We start from the raw sequence: 19201 nt of genomic DNA, 5'->3' as shown, positions 1-19201 counted from the left end.
GCGGGAATCAGGCGTTCTGGGTTTGGAGCGGCGGCGCGCCGTGGGCCTTGGGCAGGACCGGGACCATCTTCACCAGCACCAGGTAGCCCAACAGCTCGAGGGAGACGATGCCAACGGTGATCATGATCTCCGCCAGCGATGGGAAGTAGCTCCATCCCTGTCCGGGGTCGAAGCCGATCAGGTAGACGTTGAAACGATAGACCGCGCCGCCGACGAGGATCAGGGCCGCGGAAATGAACAGCCGCCGCGGTGAGCGGCGCGGCGACGAGGGACCCCGGGCGCCGAGGAGCAGGAAGGAACCCGTTCCGACCAGCACCATCTGCGCGAGGAACCACAGGGACAGGTGATCCATCGAGAACGCGGCGCCCAACTGGCCGCGGTAGGCCAGGTCGCCGAAGACAACCAGCATCCATACCACGGTGAATCCGGGGATCACCCGCGACACGCCGGCGATTTCCCGCGACTCGTACGGGCGGTTGAACGAATACGACGAGATGATCGATTCAAAGATCACGATCGAGTACCCCATGAAAATCGCGTTGATCAGGAACAGCAGCGGAAGCATGGGCGTGTGCCACAGCGGGTGCAGCTTGGTCGGGGCGATCAGCAGCATCGAGCCGAGCGAGGACTGGTGCATGGTCGGCAGGGTGATCCCGAGCACGATGATGAAGATGAGGATCTTCTCGAGCCGGGGCCGCAGCCATCCGGCACCCGCCTGCACCCTCTCGATCTTGTCGAGCACCGCCTTCTTGTCCGGCACCAGGCGGGGGTGAAGCCAGTCCATGAACCGGCGGAAACGCACCCACTTGCTCTTCTCCAGGCTGTAGAGGATCGCCGGCAGGAACTCGATGAGCAGCACCATCGAGTAGGCCATCACGCACAAGGCCACCTCGAACATCACCGAGTTGAACTGCCACTTCGAGGGCAGGAAGAAGTTGTAGGCATTCCAGGGCCGCCCGAGATCGACCATCACCGAAAACCCCGCCAGGCCGTAGCCGAACAGGCTGGTCAGGATGCACGACCGCATCAGCGGGTGATAGCGCATGTGGTTGCGGATGTAGACCAGGATCGCCACCGCGTAGCCGCCGCAGGCGATGGCGGTTCCGGTGGCGACGTCGTAGGCGATCCAGATCCCCCACGGGTAACCGTCGTTCATGTTCGACACCGCGCCGATGCCCTTGACGAAGCGCACGACGATCAGGGACATCCCAATGAGCACGAAGGTCAGAAGGATGAAGAAGGACCGGCTGAAGATCCTGCCCTCGACTTTCTGGTATTCGTGGTGGCTCATCGTTTCGCAGATTCGTCCGCAGCCCCCGGGTCTTCGCCGGATGGCTCCGGATCTCCGTTGCCGTTCCGCCGCATGTTCCGGACCGCGACCGCGCAGAGTCCGGCATACAGGGCCACCGGGGCGAAGAAGCCCTTGTAGATCGTGTGCTGGATCTCCTCGGAAGCAGTGGCCGGGGCCTCGGTCCCGAGCGTGGGCAGGCCGATCTTCTCGAAGGGAAGTCCGGCGATGTAGAGATGGTTGGTGCCGCCGATCTCGTGCTCCCCGTACACCTTCGGGTAGTAGCGGGAGGGCTTCCGCTCGATCCGGCGGTGGGCCTCCTTGAGCAGGTCACCGCGTCGGCCGAAGAGGATCGCGCCAGCGGAACAGGCTTCGGCGCAGGCGGTGGTCCCCTTGTCCCTGAGATTGGTACTGATGCACATGTCGCACTTGACGATCTGCGGGTTGTTCTTGTCCCACTGGAACTTCGGAATGTTAAAGGGGCAGGCGATCTGGCAGTAGCGGCAGCCGATGCAGGTGTCCCGGCTGTACTGGACGATCCCGGTGACCGGGTCCTTGTGCATCGCCTTCACCGGACACGCGGAAACGCAGGAAGGCTTCTGGCAGTGCATGCACGACTGCTTGACGAAGGACCACTCCTCTTCGTCGCGATGCAGCTTGATGATCGTCCGAGACTTGCCCGACAACTCGGCGGGGGCGTCCCACAGGGCGTCTTCGTCGAACGCCGCCTGCTCGACCTCGAGGGCACCGGCGCGGGTGTTGACCCGTTTGCAGGCGGCCATGCAGGCTTTGCACCCGATGCACCGGGTGGCGTCGTAAAGCATCGCCAACTGGCTGTTGTCGGCCTCGGGTGTCGAGGAGGCGGAGGCGCTCGTGGTGGCTCCCACGAACCCGGTTCCGGTGGCGCCGAGCGTCTTGAAGAAACTACGTCTCGTCTGCATCGTCCGATTTCGTTGTGGGGTGCGGTTCGGCCTGCTGCTCCGGGTCGAGGCGGTTCGGCAGCTTGCGGGCCAGCATGGCCCCCGCCCCGATCCCCGCTCCGGCGAACAGGCCGAGCACGCCGACGGTCAGCGGATCGGGTCCGCTGCCCTTGGGCGTGGGCTCGGTGGAAGGAAATCCTGCGAATGGCGTGGGGTCCTCGATCTGCGCCTTCTGGGCCACCGTCTGGTGAAACATCACGTCCGGTTCGGTGCAGCCGATGCAGGGGTGCCCGATCGAGACCGGCCAGACGCCGGCGTCGTTGAAGCGCTGGACCGAGCAATTGGCATAAGTGACCGGCCCCTTGCAACCGAGCTTGTAGAGACAGTAGCCGGCGGCATGGCCCTCATCCCCGTACTCCGAGGCGAAGCGCCCCGCGTCGAAATGCGGTCGCCGCTCGCAGTGCTCGTGGATCCGGCGCCCGTAGGCGAACTTCGGCCGACGCAGCGCGTCCAGTTCAGGAAAGCGGTTGAAGGTGAGATAATAGAGGATGGTCGAGAGGAAGTTGTAGGGGCTGGGCGGACAACCGGGGATGTTGATGATCGCCTTGTCGGGGAGGATCTCGGACACCCCCCTGGCACCGGTCGGATTCGGTGGTGCCGCCTGAATGCCGCCGAAACTCGAGCAGGTGCCGATGCAGAGGATGGCCGCCGCGCCCTCGGCCACCTCGCGCAGCGAGGCCAGCGCCGTCTTGCCCCCGATCATGCAGAAGATGCCGTCCATCGCGGTCGGCACCGCCCCTTCGACCACCAGGAAATACTTGCCCCGGTTCGCCTCCATCGAGGCGTGCAGGGCCTCCTCGGCCTGCAGCCCGGCTCCGGCCATCAGCGTCTCATGGTAGTCCAGCGAGATCAGATCGAGAACGAGCTCGGACACGCTTGGATGACTCGAGCGCAACACCGACTCCGAACATCCGGTGCATTCCTGGAAATGCAGCCAGATCACCGTGGGCCGCGCGGCGGTCTGCGCGGCGGCTTCCACTCGCGAACTCAGGCTTGCCGGCAATCCCATCAGGGCCGTGGCTTTCACACAGGCCTTGATGAAGTCCCGGCGCGGCAGGTTTTCAGCGAGCCTCGATGTCGTTTTCATCCGATGAACAAGCCGGTGGCTTGCCGTTCACAAGCCACCACTCGACATTGGGAGATTGTAACCCGCGCCCATGGAGACAGGGCAAGGGGCATCGCCAATTGGATCAAATCACGCGCATCAATCACCATTTCATGCGGTGCAGCGCGGTCCATTGGGTCAGGAAGGGCGATCGCGAAGCTCGAAGGCTTGAATGTCGAACATCCACAGGCTCTGCGGGTTGTCTGCCTGCGAACGCCCGAACCAGCGGACTTTCGACCTTGTACCTTTCGACCTTGGACCAGCTCCCCTCAGCTCCGCCCACCCTTGAAAATCGGCTCGGCCTGGTCCGGACCATCCGAAGCGTTCGCATCACTCCTCGTCCACCGTCTCGTCGCGCTGATAGATGGGCAGCTGGCGGTAGGGGACGGTGAAGGCGAGGACGATCATGCTGGTGCTGTAGACCGGGCTGACCTCCTTGTGCTGGAAAAAGCCGTCCGCATTCTGGCGGGTGAGGTAGGTTTCATACATCCACGGCGCGAACTCCGACCAGTAGCGCCCCCCGAGCTGGAACAGGCCCTGGGCGTTGTAGTAGAGCCCGTAGGTGCCGTGCTTGGCATTGGGCAGGCCGCGGTAGGTCTTCATCACGTAGTCGCCCGCCTTGATCGTCCGCTCGTCACCATGACGACCACACAGTTCGAGGCACAGCAACCCCATGCCGGTGAGCGTGATCGCGTTCTTGTTTTGGTCGGTGTAGCCGAAGGTGCCGGTGTTCGGGTCCTGATGGCGCTCGAGGTAGGCCACTGCATCCTCGATCGCCTTGTCGGGCACCGCCGCGCCGTTGAGCTTGGCGGAACGCAGCGCCATCAGCGCCCAGCCGCTGCACGAGGTGTCGCTGTCGCTCGATCCCGGGTGGTAGCGCCAACCGCCCTGGTTCCACTCGTCTTTCCGAATCTGCTGGGCCTGATAGATCACGCCGAGCGCCTTCGGCAGCACTTCAGCGATCCGCGCCTGCCGTTCCGGATCGACCATGCCACTCACCTCGGAAAGGAACAGCGTCGCGATGTTGTGCGCATACATCGGGCCGGCGCCGGCCTTGCCCTTCTCCAGCAGGCCGGTGGGCTTCTGGTTCGCGAGGACGAAATCGATGCTGCGATTGATGGCCTCGGCATAGGGTCCCTCGGTCGGAAGGTGGCCGCGCGAAAGGAAGGCCATCCCGGCCAGCGCCGGGATCCCGGTGGAGTCGCCGTAGCTGCCCGGGTAGGAACCGTCGTCATTCTGAGCGCGGGCCAGCGCATCGAGCGCGCGCTCGACCGCCGGGTCCACCCGCTCCCGCCATTCGGCGAAGACCGGGTCGGCCGGACCCTGCGCGGACAGCGATCCGATCCCTAACAATGCGGCGGTGATCCAGCTCTTCATTCGCTCAGGTTTTCAAAGTAGTCCTTCACCAGGCCGCGGTAGTCCTCGGGCACCGCATCCGGACCGCCCGCGCCGACGTCCGACTTCAGGCTGGCCTGGATTTTTTCCCAGTCGGCGGCGCTGATGCCCAGCTTGGCCAGCTCGTCCGGCACCCCGGGGTCCGGCTGCGGCTCGCGGGGACCGTCGTCGGATTCGCTGCCGGGTTGGGTTCCGGGCGGCATCGGCTGTCCGGGTTGCCCCGGCTGGCCCGGTTGACCGGGCAGCGCCTGACCCTGCATCTGCGCCCGCGCCTGCCGGGCGGATTGGGCGAGGGCCTGCGCAGCCTGACTCGCCTGCTGGGCGGCCTGGCCCGGCTGGGTCGCCTCGGCCGCCTCGGAGGCCTGCTGGAATGCCTCGGCCAGCGCTTCCGCATCGACCGGTGCCTGGTTTGCCGGCGTGCGCTTCTGCTCGAGCTGCGCGGCGCGATCGGAGAATTGCTGCGCGGCCTTTTCCAGCATCTCCGCAGTCCGCTCGAGCGACTCGCCCGACCGGCCATGCGACTGCGCGGCCTGGGCCATCTGCCCGGCCTGCGACTGCTGCGCGGCCTGATCCGCCTGCTGGCTCCCCTGCTGCGCCTGGTTCGCCGCTCCCTGCAACGACGACCCCTGCGGTGAGGGCACCGATGCCAGATCCTGCGCCAGCTCGGCCGCCTGGGCCGCCTGCATCTCCTGGACCTGTTCGAGGGCTGCGGAAAGATCGCCGGACTCGAGCGCTTCGAGGGCTTCGTTCAATTGCTCCTGGCGCTCGCCCAGTTCGCCGAGGGCCTCGCCCATCGCCTGCGCTTCCGCGGCAGCGGCCGGAGACTCGGCAGCTTGCGCCATTTCCTGCGCCTCACCCGCGGCGTCCGACAAGGCCTCGCCCGCGGCCTGCGCCTGCTCGGAAGCTTCGCCCAGTTCTCCCTCGCCGAGGGCTTCGGCCGCCTGACCCGTGGCATCGGCGGCCTGCGGCAAGGCGTCGGGCGTTTCGGCTCCGGCCTGTGGCGCCGCCTCGAGTTGCTCGCCCACGGCTTCGGCGATCGCCGCCTGCTCCTCCGCAAGCATCTCTCCAAGCGCCTCGGCCAGTGCTTCGCCGGGCAGGGCACCCGCCTCTTCGAGGGCCTCCGCGGCCTGTTCGAGATTACCTTCGGCCAGCGCCTCGGCGGCATCGGCCAGCTGGTCCTGACGCTCGGCAAGCTCCGCCATCGCCTCGGCCCGTTCCGCCGCCTGCTCAGCCGATGGTTCACCAGATTGTTCGCCAGATTGTTCCCCGGGTTGCTCACCAGATTGCTCACCTGCTTGTTCCCCGGATTCTTCACCTGCTTGCTCACCCGCCTCTTCCCCTGCTGTCTCGCCCGCCTCTTCCCCTGCTGTCTCGCCCGCTTCGCTGGCGGCTTCGGCCAGTGCCTGCTCCTCGGCCGCGGCCTGCTCCGCCGCGGACTCGAGCGCCTCCGCTGCTTCCCTCGCGGCATCGGCGGATTGTTCGGACGCTTCCGCCATCTGCTCGGCGGCCTGCTCGGTCTGGTCGGCGGCCTGATCCGCACTCTCGGCGGTTTCGCTGCCCTGCGCCTCCGCCTCGGCAGCCTGCTCGCGGGCTTCTTCGGCCAACTGCGCCTGCGCTTCGGCCAGGGCCTCGCCCAGTTCCTCGGCCGACGGCGTCTCGGCCCGCTCCGCCGTGACCTCCTGAAGCTGCTGCTGGTCCTCGGAAAGTTCGCGCACGTCCTGCGACAACTCCATCGCCGCTTCGGCCTGATCCTTGAGCGCCTCGGCGAGGGCTTCGGGACGCTGGTTCAACTCGTTGCGAAGCTCGTTCTCCATCTGCTCCTGCTCGCGGCGCCATGGCTCGCTGACTTCCTCCTCGTTCGCCGCCATCTCGTTGGCCTGGCGGGCCAGCTCCTCCTGTTGCTGGGCGAGCTCCTCCATCCGTGCCAGGTCCTCGATCTGCGGACGCGCCTTGTCGAGCTCCCGGCGAACCTCCTCCATCGTCTCGATCGCCTCCTTCGCCGCCGCCACGGCCTCGTCGAGCTTCTCTGCCCGTTCCTCCTTCTCGTCCTGCAGCGGGACTTCCTCGAAGGCGTTGCGCGCCTCCTCCAGCTTTTCCGCCGCCTCCTCCACCTTGTCGGCCTGCGCGGCGTGGATCCCCTCCTCCATCTGTTCGGCGAGTTCCTCCATCGTCTCCTCGGCAGCGGCCAGCTTCTCGACGGTTTCCTCGCTCAGCTTGTCGCTGTGCTTGTCATCGTCGGCCTGCTCGAGGTGGCGGCGGTTCTGGTGCATCTTCTGCTCGGCGATGCGCGTTTCGTGCATCGCCTTCTCCAGCTTCTCGCGCACGTTCTCGTGCTCTTCCCGAAGTTCCCGGCGGGCCATCGATTCGGCTCCGCGCTGGACCTTCACCAAGACCCACTCCGAGAAACCCCGCCCGGGACCGCCGGCATCCGTGGGACACGCATCCTCCGCCATCACGCGGAACCGGAATTCCTTCGCCTCGTCGGTGCGATCCATCACCTCTCCCACCGACAAGTCCGCCCGGCCGGCGTAGCGCTGGAACTCGGAGACCTCGGGCAGCTTCTCCGGCAGCGGCCGCTCGAGTTGCAAGCGCCCCTTGCCTGCCGCCTCGACCTCGATGCCCACCCTGGCCACGCCGAAGTCCTCGGTCACCTCGTAGTGCAGGTCGAGGTTCTCCGAAGGCCGCAGCCGCAGCTCGGGGCGGTCCGGCTTGATCAGCACCACGTGCGGGGCTTCATCGCCCAGCGCCGTCTGCTCGAAGCGTATCAACTCGATCTCGCGGTCGAGGCGATGCCGCACCCACAAGGCCAGCTCGCCGTTGTCCTCGTGCCGGAGTTCCCAGTTGGAAACCAGGCGGGCCTCGGCGCCCCGGCTCTCCACCCGGCACTCGACCTTGCGGCCGTCGGGCATGAGCAGCCACGCCGACTCGACCCCCGTGTTGAGATCCGCCACCAGCTCGATCCCGGTGCCGGCCACTTCCTCGATGCGTTTCTCCAGCGGCCGCTGCGACGCGGCCAGCCCGGTGTAGTCGGGAAAGTCGAGGGTGACGTCCACCGAGCGGAGCCGCGGGTAGGGCCAGACCCGCGCTTCAAAGGCATCGCTCTCCGCCCGTTCCGCCCGCGCGCGGTAGCGGAATCCCTCGCGGGCCGGCTCGAGCCGATAGACCCATGCGTCCTCCACCCGGGTCATCGGCTGCGTGAGGGATTCCCCGGAATCCATGTCGAGCACGAGCTGCGGCTCGCCCTCGTGGCGGACGCGGATCTCGATCGCATCGCCCTCGAGCACCTCGATGCCCTGAGGTTCGATTTCAAAGGCCACCGCCCCGGCATTCCCGACATCCGAGAAGGGAGCGACGGCGCGAAGGAGCAGCCGCGAGGTGACGCCCGGCTGAATGACCAAGGCCGCGAGGATCACCACACCACAGACGATTGCGACCCGTCGCCAACGCCGCACGGCATCTCCCGGTGCGACCTCGGCATTGGGGTCGACCGTGCCGACGTCGCGGTCGGCCGCCTCGACCAGCGCCTCCATCAGGTCGGGCGAAACGCGTTCGTCGCCGGCCAGCTCGAGCGCCGTGCTCAGGCGTTCGTCGATCTCCGGGTGGCGTTGCTCGAGCCAGCGCGCGATGCGCACCAGATCGATGCGCTGGAAAAGCGGGCCGAAACCGACCTTGGCCATCCACAGCGACACGGCCACCCACGCCACGAAAACCGCCCACCGCACCGCCAGCGGCACGGGGGCAAAGGCCAGGTCGATCGCCATCGCGACCAGCAGGCCGAGCAGCAAGGTCGCCGCGACCAGCATCAGCCCCCGCAGCCGCTGCATGCGCCGGATCCGCGCCCGCACCTGCCGGAGGCGGGCTTCGATGTCGTGGGTCGAGTGGGTGGTCATGGCGGGGACGGGTTGAATCACGGAAGCCCGCTGCCGCGGCGCAGGATCCATTCGGTGGTCAGTAGCACAAAGAAGAGGGTCAGGACGAGCCAGTGATTCCAAAGCGGGATCTCGCGGACTTCCTCGCGCGACTCCTGGTCGCCGAGGAACAGGGAGGTGAGTCCGGCGACTTCATCCGTTCCGACCACCCGGCCGCCGGAAAGGTCGGCGATGGTCTCGAGCAGGGGAAGGTTGAGGGTGGTCTCGGCCAGCTCCACCGGACCCCGCGAGCCGACCACCCGGAAGCCGGCCCGCAGTTCCTCGCTGCCGTCCTCGACGATCAGCTCGTCGGCGCGGCCGCCGGTGAGCTTGACCTCGTACTTGCCGGAATCCCCAAACGGTCCGGCCCGGCCCTCGTGAAAGCCCGCCGATCCCTCGACCGGCGCCATCCGCACGGTTTCGACCAGTGTGCCGTCGCGCCGGATCTCGGCGGACAATTCCTCCTCACCCACCGGATCGAGCGCCTCGTCGCGCAGCCGTGCGCGGAGCACCACGGTGTCGTCCGGCGTGTAGGTCAGTTGATCGGTGCCGAGCCGGGCGCGCGCCCCGCCGGCCCGCAGCACCGGCCCCGCACCCCAGCGGACGAGGTTGCCCCAGAAGCGGTGATGATAGACGTCGCCCGATCCCTCGCGCAGGCGCCAGGTGCGGTCGGTCAGCAGCAGCGCCACCTTGCCGCGGCCGGTCTGGCGGGTCACGAGCAGCGCGTTCTCGGCCTCGCGCTGACGCCGCACCGCGAGATTCTCGAGTGCCGTCTCCAAGTCCGCCCCGCCGCTCATGCTACTGGATTCCTCGTAGGCGGCGGTGAGCAGCACCTCGGCCCCCTCGCGAAGACCTCGGATCGGATGCCGCCAGCGCATCTCGGGAAACTCGGCCCAAATCTGCTCGTTCGAGACGCCGCCCGGCGACTGCTGGGTCACGGGATGGGTCGAACCGGCGGAGGTCAGGATCGGACGAAAGGCCTCGCCATCGGGATCGAAATGATGGTGATCGCCCCACTTCATCTCGACCGGCACCAGCTTCCGGCCCTCTTCCGAGGCGATCGCATGCGGCATGTGCTGGGGACCGGCGACCATCACCAGCATCGCGGCCCGCTCGGTGACGCAGCGCCCGATGATCTCCCAGGTCTCGGCGTCGATCACCCCGGGCGCGAGGTCGCCGAGGATGATCACGTCGAACTTGCGCCACTCGTCCTCGTTCTCGGGGAGCGCGGTCGCCTGCGCCTCGCCGAAGGGCCGCGCCGCCGAGGCCGGGACCGGGTCGACTTCCTGGCCCTCGATCCGGTCCGGATGGATCAGCGCCCACTGCAGGTGCACCGACTTGTCGCGCCCGTAGAAGAGGTTGCGCAGGTAGCGGAACTCCCAGCGCGGATGCTCGTCGACCAGCAGCACGTTGGTCCGCGCGTCGGTGATCGAGGTTTCGAAATCCCACGCGTTGTTGTCGTCGAAACGCTCGCCCTCGAGCCCGACGATCTCGACCCGGAAGTCGCCCACGCCGCCCTCCGGCACTTGCGCGAAGCGCAGCTCCTCTCGATGATGGTCCTGCGGGATCGGGATCTCCCGTTCATCAAGCAGCTCGTCGGCCCGCAGCAGCCGCACGGTTGCCTTCTTGCCCTTGTAGCCGTCGAACTTCAGCTCCGCCTTCACCCGCATCCGGTCGCCGAGGTGGATGGCCTCCGGCGCGGCCACCGACAGAATGGCGGCATCCTTCGGCGGTTCCGCGCTGCCGACCGCAAGCACGCCCACCGGCGCGTCGAGGATCCCGAAACGCCGGGCCACGTCCTCGACCCGGCCGGGGCGGTTGTGGCGGCCGTCGGTCACCAGCACCACGCCGCCGAGCTCGTCCGGCGCCACCTGATCGAGCACGGTGCCGAGGGCGGCGGCGAGGTCGGTCGACTGGCGCCAGCCGCCGTCTTCGCCCCCTTCCGCCGCCACGCTCCGCGCCGCCCGCAGCGTGCGGACCCGAGCATCCTTCGACAGGGTCTCGATCAACTCCACACCCGCCAGGGCTTCCTCGCCGAGAGCGATGCGGGATTTTTTGGTCCCATCATCGACCAGATGCATCGATGCCGAGTCGTCAATGACCACCACGATCTCGCGGTCGATCTCGCGCTCGATCGTGCGCACCCAGGTCGGCTCGAGGACGACCCAGACCAGCACGGCGAGCGCCGCCAGACGCAGACCGAGCAACAGCCTCGCCCGGCCCTCGGCAATCGCCCGCTGCTCGTAGCGGTAGAGCCAGAGAATGAGCCCGACCGATGCGGCAATGCCGAGCGCCACCAGCGCCAGCGGCCAGTCGGGCGCCAGGCGCACCCAGTTGGAAAGCCCTAACAAAACACCCCAGGTGACGAGGCCGGTGAGCAGGGTGGCGACCAACGGCCTCATCGTCCGCCTCCTTCCCACACCGTGTTCTCGCCGAACTCGAGCCGCACGTCCTCGGCCGTCCGGCGCGACTTCGACACCCAGCGGGCCAGCACGCTTTCCAGCAGGAAAAACCCAAAAGCCGCCACCGCGAGCACCCGCCAGATCCCCCGGCCGAAGCCCTTGCCCTGCAGCACGGCGAGGGTGTCGGCGACGGATTCCGGACGCACCAGGTCGACATGCGCACGAATCATCTCGAGGTCATCCGCCCGCATCGTTTCGAAGCCGCTCTCCTCCGGACTCGAGGTCACCGCGACCGGCAGCGTGCCGCCCTCCCAGTCCGGCAACCAGTCGGCACCGGCCTCCCCCATCTCGACCTGATAGATTCCCGGCACGGCCGCGCCATCGATGGTCAGCATGCGGCCGCGTCCCACCGTCTCGATCCGCGCGCTGCGCGGGTTTCCGCGCGGGTCCTGCGCCTTCAACACCGGCCCGGTGTCGCCGGAATCGGGACGCAAGGCCGTGGCAGGCACGATGCTGCGTGTACCACCCGGCGGGGTCCAGAAGACCCGCGCCCTCGCCTGTCCTCCCCTTTCCACGAACCCGGCGCGGAACTCCACCGGCTTCCCGGCCTCGAGCTTCACCTCAAGCCCCTTGTCCTCGTCCTTGCGCCAAACGATCGACTCGTCATCGACTTCCAGCCGCAGCTCGGTGTCGGCATCCGCGTGAAAAGCGTAGGTCCCGGTGACCGGCGGGACCAGGCCGCCGGACCATTCGATCTCGAAGGCATCCCGGTCGACGCGCTTTCCCGGTGCTTCGAACTTCCAGTCGAAATCAATCGCCGGATCGATCCGCTCGAAGACGAACTGGCGGTTGCTGCGGGTGAAATAGCGCCCCGTGAGCCCGCCACGCGACTCCCCGAGCAGCACCTGCGGACTCCACGACGAGGCCACGTTGAGCCCGACGCCGCCCCCGGCGGCCCAGGTGACCAGCTCGTGCACCAGCGGCACGAAGGAGCGCTTGCCCGGCAGGTCGCCGGCCCGGGCATCGAGGGCGCAGCACACCAGCAAACTACGACCATTGCCGTAGTTGCGCGAGGCGAGAAGCACGTCGCCGTTGGCCAGCGAGGCACCCGGTGCCCCGCCCGGCGTGGCATCACCGGTGCTGCGCCAGCGGAAGACCCGCGACCCGTCGAGGTCCGAGCCCTCGCGGAACAGCTCCAGCGACTCGTGGATGAAGGTCGCGGAGGCGGGCGAGACCCCGTCCTGCGAGACCTTCTCCCCTTCCAGCTTCATCGGCAGGACCGGACCGGCGAGGCCCTCCCAGGCATTGTAGAAGTCCGGCTCGACCTTGGGGCCCGCCACGACGATCAGTCCGGCGCCGTCCGCCACCCGCCGCTCGACCGCCGTGGCCAGCGCCGACGGCAGACGCGGCACGTCGGCCAGCACGATCACGTCGCGGCCTTCCAGGTCCTCTTCGCGCAGGCTTCCGGCCGGGATCACCTCGGGGTCCATCAGGTATTTTCCGTCCCCGTCTCCCCGCGCACTGCCCGGTGCCAGCGCCAGAGCCATGTAGCCGCTCGCCCGCTCGAAGAAGTCGCCCGCCCGGTTGCCGTCGACCAGCAGCACCGGAAGCCTTTCCCGCACCGCCACCACCCGCTCGATCACGTCGTCGACGGCCAGGTCGTCCTTCACCGAGATCCGCGCGGCAACCGTCGCCGGACCGGGCTGCTCGAACGGATGACGGAAGACGATCGTCTCGGTCTGGCCGGGGACCAGCATGCCGACCGCCTGTCGCCCAACCTCTTCACCATCGATCACCAACTCGATCCCGCCCGGCGTCACCGCATCGGTGCCGGTGTTGGCCACGCGGACCCGCACGGTCACCGGCCGGTCGGTGCCCACCACCTCGCGGGAGAAGTCGAGGCCGGTGAGGGCCAGGTTGCGGAACGCCTCGGGGGCTCCGAAGTTCCGCAGGATCAGCTTCGGCTTCGTCGGCAGGCCGTCCCAGGCGGCCTCGAGCGAGTCCCATGCGCCCGGATTCTCCAGCCTCCAGCCGTGGCGCTGCGAGTCGGTGAAAACCACGATCTCCTTCGAGGCGTTGTTGCCCTCGGCGAGGGCCAGCGTCGCCACGCCGAGCGCCTCGTGGGCGCGGAAGGTGCCGCCCACCGGCTTGAGCTGCTCGAGCACACCGAGGACATCGGCGCGGTGGGTCAGCGGCGCCGCCGTCACCGCCTGCGGTGCCGGACCTCCGAGAACCACGGTGAATGCCGTACCTCGCGGCGCTTCCCGCACCAGTTCGCGCGCCTCGTTCAGCGCCGACTCGAAGACGCTGCGTCCGCCCCGCGTCAGCTCCATCGAGGACGACGCGTCGATCACCAGGGCCACGTCGCGGCGACCGCTGGCCTCGAAGCGTTTCAGGTTCAGGTGTTTCTCGAACCACACCAGGCCGGCGGCGATCAGCAGGACCACGACCGCAGCAAGCCGCAGCATCCAGCGCCAGCGCCTGTTGCCGATCACGAAGGACCCTCCCAGCACCGCGATACCCAGCAGCGCGGCCGGCAGCACGAACATCCACGGCACATTGGAATCCGGCGGCACGAAGGGCCGTGCGACCGCCAGCGCGACCAGCGCCAGCAGCAGGCAGCGGGCGGCCATCAGCAGCAGATCCTCCCACTCCATCTTGCGCCGGCGCACCGCGACCGTGTCGAAGAGAAATCGCATCGCGCCCCAGTCGATCGGCTTGGCCGCCTGCTTGCGCACCAGATGGATGAGCACCGGGATGGCCACCCCGGCCAGCCCCAGCAACATCCATGGACTCAGGAACAGCATCTAACGTCGCCCTCCGAAATATCTCAGCAAGGTGTCCTGCAGCGGCACCCTGGTGTTCACCGCCACGTAGTCGGCCCGCATCTTGCCGCAGGCGCCCTCGATCTTCCGGATGAATCCCCGCAGCCGCTCGAGGTAGGCGGCGCGCACCGCCTGCGGGTCGATCCGCAGCATCTCCTCGACGCCCTCGAGGTCTCGGAAGCGCTGGAACTTCTTGTAGGGAAAGGTCAGCTCCTCCTCGGCGAGCAGGTGGAAGACGACCAGCTCGTGCTGGCGGAAATCGAAGTGGTGCAGCGCCTCGACCAGTTCGTCCGGATCATCAAAGAGGTCGCTGATCAGGATCACCAGGCCCCGGCGTGGGATCTTCTCGGCCACCTCGTGAAGCACCGGCCCGACCGCCGTATCCATGCCTGGATCGGTCGCGTGGAGTTCCTCGAGGATCCGCCGCACCTGGCTCGGTCGGCTCTGTGTCCGCAGCCGGGCGCGGATCGTCGCATCGAAGGTCACCAGCCCGGCCCCGTCGCCCTGCTTGACGAAGAAGTAGGCCAAGGCCGCGGCAAGGTGGCGCGCATACTCGAACTTCGACAGCGCCGTTCCGCCCAGCGTGCTCGCATGGTCGCCGGTGAAGCGCATCGAGCCCGAGACGTCCACCGCGAGGGTCGCCCGCAGGTTGGTTTCCTCGATATACTGGCGGATCACGTTGCGGTCGCTCTTCGCCATCACCCGCCAGTCGAGGTTCCGCGGGTCGTCGCCCGGGGCATACTCTCGGTGCTCGGCGAACTCCACCGACGCCCCCTTGTCCGGCGAGACGTGGCGCCCGCTCAGGGTCCCCTGCTTGCGCTTGCGCGCATACCACTCGAGCCGTTGCAACACCCCCATCGTCTCCGGAGGGAGCAGCCGCATGCACTCGGGCATCTTGAGGTCGGACATGGGTTCGTCGAAAAAGATTGAAGGGGGGGTGTTAGAAAGACTTTGGCAGGTCAGCCTTTTGCAAGGACGGGGAAGGGTCACCGGCAGATTTCTCGGGTTCCGCCTGAGGGTTCTCGGCACCGCGGTCCATCTGCCTTCCGATGATCGTGTAGGATGACTCCGTCTGCACGACGGTCGTTCCACGTGGACCAATCGGGATGAAGATGACTTCGTAATCGTCGAGAAACTCCCGGGTGAGAACGCTCATCTCGGTTCTCCTCTCGAACGCCCCCCAACTCACCGGCGCATCTTCCTCCCACCTGAGAAAGCATTCAAAATCGCGGGGGTCTCGTCCCGCCGTCAGGACGAGGTAGCCGCTGCCGGCCTTCCATACCCGCACGAGATACAAAACTCCTCCGTTATCGTGAATCGACATCTGGACGGGTTCAGAAAATGCCTCGGTAAACTTCTCCACCGCGAACCGGTCCTTTTGCAGGAAGAAGTCCAGCGATCTCTCCTCTGCCGGAACCATTCCCATGTAATTCGCAAATCTCGGGAAAACGGTGCACACACGAACGTGCACTTCAAAGTTTCGCATGGCGATCCGGTAGGCGGCCACCGCGGCGACCATCAGGCACAAGAGCACCAGGATGGGCCATCGCCACGACCGGAGCTTCGCGAGGAAAGTCATGGATGTCGGATGGGAGTTGGACTCAACCGCGGATCGGATCAAACCGCGATCTCCTCCATCGGCACGACCTCCTTGACGAGGCGGTCGATGATCTCGTCGCTGGTCACTCCCGCCGCCTCGGCATTGAAGGTCGTCAGCACCCGGTGGCGCAGCACCGGCCGGGCCACCGCCGCGACGTCGCCGGTAGTGGCGTGGAAGCGCCCGCGCAGGACCGCATGGGCCTTGGCCGCGGTGACCAGGCTGATCCCGGCCCGCGGACCCGCGCCCCAGCCCACCATTTCCCGCACGAAGTCCGGCGCCTCGCCCTCCTTTGGGCGGGTCGCCCGGGCGAGCCTGGCGGCGAAGTCGATCACGTGGTCGCCCACCGGCACGCGTTTCACCACTTCCTGCAGGCGGATGATTTCCTCGGCATTCATCCGCGGCTGCACCTCGCTGCTGCCGGGGCTGGTGACCCGGCGGATGATCTCGCGCTCCTCGTCGCCGCTCGGGTAGTCGACCACGATATTGAAGAGAAAGCGGTCGAGCTGCGCCTCGGGCAGCGGGTAGGTGCCCTCCTGCTCGATCGGGTTCTGCGTCGCCAGCACGAAGAAGGGCTGCGGCAACGGCAGGCTCTTGTCGCCCACCGTGACCTGCTGCTCCTGCATCGCCTCGAGCAAGGCGGCCTGCGTCTTCGGCGGGGTCCGGTTGATCTCGTCGGCCAGCACCAGGTTGGAAAACAGCGGGCCGTGGACGAAATGGAACCCGCGATGGCCGGTCTCGGGGTCGACCTCGAGCACGTCGGTGCCGGTGATGTCCGCCGGCATCAGGTCCGGCGTGAACTGGATGCGCTTGAAACCCAGGTCCAGCGAACGGGAAAGCGTCGAGACCAGCAGCGTCTTCGCCAGCCCCGGCACCCCGACCAGCAGCGCGTGCCCCCGGCAGAAGATGGCCATCAGCGCCTGCTCGACCACCTGTTCCTGGCCCACGATGACCTGGCCGATCTCGGCCTTCATCGTCTGATACGTTTCGTGGAGCTTCTCCACCGCTTCGCGATCACCACTCATGACCCAAGCGCTACACGACAGGCGTAAATCATCTTACACCTGAGTTTCGGAGATGATTGCTCCGGTCGGCTCCTGTCACGAACCTTCCGACCGGGCGCGGACCGGAGTCGACAGCCCGGACCGGGTGAAATAGACATCCGGGAGATGGCAACCGCATCCACCCAACCCCGAGTCACCCTCCTCACCATCATGATGGCGATGGTTCTCCCGTCGGCGACCGCCTTCACGCCCAACTACGACGAGTCGAAGGTCCCGGATTACACGCTGCCGGATTCGCTCGTCGTGGCCGGAAAGGAGGCGACCGACTCCGCCGCGTGGGAGAAAGAAGTGCGCCCGGCCACCCTCGCCCTTTTCCAACGGGACATGTTCGGCCGGGTGCCGGTGCCGACGCAACCCCTGAACCCGTCGGTCTCGCTGGAAAGCGAGGTGGCCGACGCCTGCGGCGGAAAGGCGGTCCGCCGGGAGTACCTGCTCCGCTTCTCGCACCGCAACAGCCCGTCGATCCGCCTGCTGGTTTACCTGCCCAAGGGCCAAGACAAGGTGCCCGCGTTCATGGGTCTGAACTTCCGCGGCAACCAGATCGTCGAGGACGACCCCCGCATCGCCCTGGAGACCGGTTTCGTGCTCGGAGGAAAAAAGACCGGCGACAACACCGCCTTCGCCGAAAAGAACCGCGGCACCGGCAAGGAGCGCTGGCCGGTGGATACGATTGTCGGTCGCGGCTACGCGCTGGTGACCGCCTGCTGCGGGAACATCGATCCGGATTACGACGATGGCTTCGAAAACGGCGTGCACGCGATGTTTCCCAAGCCGAAGGCGGAGGGATGGGGAACCATCTCCGCCTGGGCCTGGGGCCTGAGCCAGATGCTCACCGCGGTGGGGGAGGAAATCGCCGAGATCGATGCGGCACGGGTGGCGGTGATCGGACACTCGCGCCTCGGCAAGACCGCGCTGTGGGCCGGGGCGACCGACCCCCGCTTCGCCATCGCCATTTCCAACAACTCCGGCTGCGGCGGCGCGGCCCTGAGCCGGCGCGCCTTCGGTGAAACCGTGGCCCGCATCAACAACAGCTTCCCGCACTGGTTCAACGCGAACTTCAAGAACTACAACGGGAACGAAGCCGCGCTGCCGGTCGACCAGCACCAGCTCGTCGCGCTCATCGCCCCTCGTCCCGTCTATGTCGCCAGCGCCACCGGCGACCAGTGGGCCGATCCCCGCGGCGAGTTCCTGTCCCTTTTGAATGCGGTGCCGGTCTATCAACTCTACGACGACCAGCCCTTCGGCGGCGTGACCACCATGCCCGCGCCCGGCAAGAGCGTGGGCCACCGGATGGGCTACCACCTTCGCGAGGGCAAACACAACATCACTCCCGAGGACTGGGCCCACTACCTCGACTTCGCGGATCGGTGGCTGAAGAAGTAGGCGGGCTGCCGCCCGGTGGGGGAGCGACACCAGCGCGCCTCACGATGGGGCGGCAGCGGGGGTGGCCGTGGCTTCCAGCCCCGTCGCCCCTCCCTTCATTCAACATGGCGACGGGCCTGGAAGGCCCGGCCACGCTACAGCAGCGCGTCGAGAATGAGATTGGTCGACTCGATGATGCGCTGGTCGCGCGGCCGCAGGTCCGGGGCGAAGGGCTTGCCGGTGAGGTGCTGAAGTCCCTGGATGTAACGCACCGCAATCTCGGCGGCCTCGTCCCCGGAAAACTGCTGCGCCTTCTCCTTCACCAGGCCGCGGGCGAACTCCTTGGAGAACGACACCGGCTTGCCGTCGCGGGTCACCAGTTCGCCGTCGTCGCCCACCTTCCAGAAGCGCGACGAGTCCATGGTGTAAACCTCGTCCGCCACGACGATCCGGCCGTCGGCATTGACCCCGTGCTCGGTCTTGGTGTCGACCAGCACCATCCCCTTTTCCAAGAGATACTGCGAAACCACCCCGAAGGCCATCAGCGAGGCATTGCGGATCTGCGTGTACTGCTCCGCGGTGCAAACGCCGTGCTCCACCAGGTACGCCGCATCCACGGTGCGGTCGACCGCCTCCTTGGTGCTGGGCGTGTCCATCAGGTAGGGCAGCGGACCGTTGGGCACGAGTTCGGCGACCTTCAGGCGATGGCCGGCATAGTGCATGACCTCGAGGCCCTCCTCCTTCGCCCTGAGCCAGTGCTGATAGAGCGAGGTCGAGGTCGAGCTTTCCGCCATGTAGCGCCGGACGACGTTCTCGACCTTCACGATCTCGAGGTTTTCGGCGGGAATCACGGTCGAGGACGGGGCGAGGCCCGCCACCTCGAACTGCGAGGACCCGAGGACGTCGCGGACGAGCCGCAGCATGTGGTCGTGGTTGATGGCCAGCACCTGGTCCTTGAACGGGATCGAGCCGCGGTTGACGTCGTGGGTCGAGATCCGGTTGTTGCGGAACATCAGGCGGACCGGCTTGCCGGATGGCGTCTTGAGCGTCTCGCCGAACACCGAGTCGGAGACCTTGCCCTTGAGCACGGTGCAGCCCTCCAGCCGCGGCAGCTCGCCGTCGTCGATCAACTCCCGGACCGACCGCCCCGAATTCACGGCCGCTCCATGAGCCGCCACCAGTTCCCGGATCTCCTTGTCGTTCAGCATGGGAAAATGCGCCGTCGCGGCTCCAGAGCTACCGCGAGATCACGACGGCGAATAGCCGAATCTGACG

At 67.1% G+C, this 19201-nt stretch carries 12 protein-coding genes; 1 reads left to right on the top strand and 11 read right to left on the bottom strand.

Going from position 1 to position 19201, the window contains the following annotated elements; genetic code table 11:
- Positions 1 to 7 precede the first annotated feature (7 nt).
- The 10 genes from hybB to ACG2LG_RS07865 all read right to left on the bottom strand — a co-directional run bounded on the left by hybB (position 8) and on the right by ACG2LG_RS07865 (position 16525).
- Positions 8 to 1291 carry a Ni/Fe-hydrogenase cytochrome b subunit gene (gene hybB / locus ACG2LG_RS07910; RefSeq protein ID WP_396257889.1) on the bottom strand — a complete coding sequence of 428 codons (1284 nt, stop codon included), beginning with the start codon at positions 1289 to 1291 and terminating at the stop codon, positions 8 to 10.
- Entirely contained in the window at positions 1288 to 2229 is a 942-nt protein-coding gene (gene hybA, locus ACG2LG_RS07905; RefSeq protein WP_396257887.1) for a hydrogenase 2 operon protein HybA, read from the bottom strand. Before hybA ends, hybB begins: the two co-directional genes overlap by 4 nt.
- The gene (locus ACG2LG_RS07900) at positions 2213 to 3355 is read right to left on the bottom strand and encodes a hydrogenase small subunit (RefSeq protein WP_396257885.1); all 1143 of its coding nucleotides are present in this window, start codon (positions 3353 to 3355) and stop codon (positions 2213 to 2215) included. The genes hybA and ACG2LG_RS07900 overlap by 17 nt, the downstream gene beginning before the upstream one ends.
- Before the next feature lie 348 nt (positions 3356 to 3703).
- Entirely contained in the window at positions 3704 to 4750 is a 1047-nt protein-coding gene (locus ACG2LG_RS07895) for a prenyltransferase/squalene oxidase repeat-containing protein (RefSeq protein WP_396257883.1), read from the bottom strand.
- Positions 4747 to 8658 (bottom strand): hypothetical protein, encoded by a 3912-nt coding sequence (locus tag ACG2LG_RS07890; RefSeq protein WP_396257882.1) that lies wholly within the window; start codon positions 8656 to 8658, stop codon positions 4747 to 4749. The genes ACG2LG_RS07895 and ACG2LG_RS07890 overlap by 4 nt, the downstream gene beginning before the upstream one ends.
- A gap of 17 nt (positions 8659 to 8675) precedes the next feature.
- On the bottom strand, positions 8676 to 11078 hold the full coding sequence (locus ACG2LG_RS07885) for a hypothetical protein (RefSeq protein WP_396257880.1): 2403 nt from the start codon (positions 11076 to 11078) through the stop codon (positions 8676 to 8678).
- On the bottom strand, positions 11075 to 13885 hold the full coding sequence (locus ACG2LG_RS07880) for a PA14 domain-containing protein (protein ID WP_396257878.1): 2811 nt from the start codon (positions 13883 to 13885) through the stop codon (positions 11075 to 11077). Before ACG2LG_RS07880 ends, ACG2LG_RS07885 begins: the two co-directional genes overlap by 4 nt.
- Positions 13886 to 14812 (bottom strand): DUF58 domain-containing protein, encoded by a 927-nt coding sequence (locus ACG2LG_RS07875; RefSeq protein ID WP_396257876.1) that lies wholly within the window; start codon positions 14810 to 14812, stop codon positions 13886 to 13888. It abuts the gene before it with no gap.
- A 31-nt stretch (positions 14813 to 14843) separates the two neighbouring features.
- The gene (locus tag ACG2LG_RS07870) at positions 14844 to 15482 is read right to left on the bottom strand and encodes a hypothetical protein (RefSeq protein ID WP_396257874.1); all 639 of its coding nucleotides are present in this window, start codon (positions 15480 to 15482) and stop codon (positions 14844 to 14846) included.
- Between the two features lie 38 nt (positions 15483 to 15520).
- On the bottom strand, positions 15521 to 16525 hold the full coding sequence (locus ACG2LG_RS07865; RefSeq protein ID WP_396257873.1) for an AAA family ATPase: 1005 nt from the start codon (positions 16523 to 16525) through the stop codon (positions 15521 to 15523).
- A gap of 144 nt (positions 16526 to 16669) precedes the next feature.
- Here ACG2LG_RS07865 and ACG2LG_RS07860 point away from each other — a divergent pair, with 144 nt between their 5' ends.
- The gene (locus ACG2LG_RS07860; RefSeq protein WP_396257871.1) at positions 16670 to 17947 is read left to right on the top strand and encodes an acetylxylan esterase; all 1278 of its coding nucleotides are present in this window, start codon (positions 16670 to 16672) and stop codon (positions 17945 to 17947) included.
- A gap of 134 nt (positions 17948 to 18081) precedes the next feature.
- Here the strand turns inward: ACG2LG_RS07860 and ACG2LG_RS07855 are convergent, their stop codons facing one another.
- The gene (locus tag ACG2LG_RS07855) at positions 18082 to 19134 is read right to left on the bottom strand and encodes a phosphoribosylaminoimidazolesuccinocarboxamide synthase (RefSeq protein WP_396257870.1); all 1053 of its coding nucleotides are present in this window, start codon (positions 19132 to 19134) and stop codon (positions 18082 to 18084) included.
- Positions 19135 to 19201: the final 67 nt, after the last annotated feature.

The organism is Haloferula sp. A504 (assembly GCF_044385805.1).
Lineage (GTDB): Bacteria > Verrucomicrobiota > Verrucomicrobiia > Verrucomicrobiales > Akkermansiaceae > Haloferula.
The sequence above is the reverse complement of the archived record's forward strand: the minus strand, read 5'-3'. Positions and strand labels throughout refer to the sequence as shown.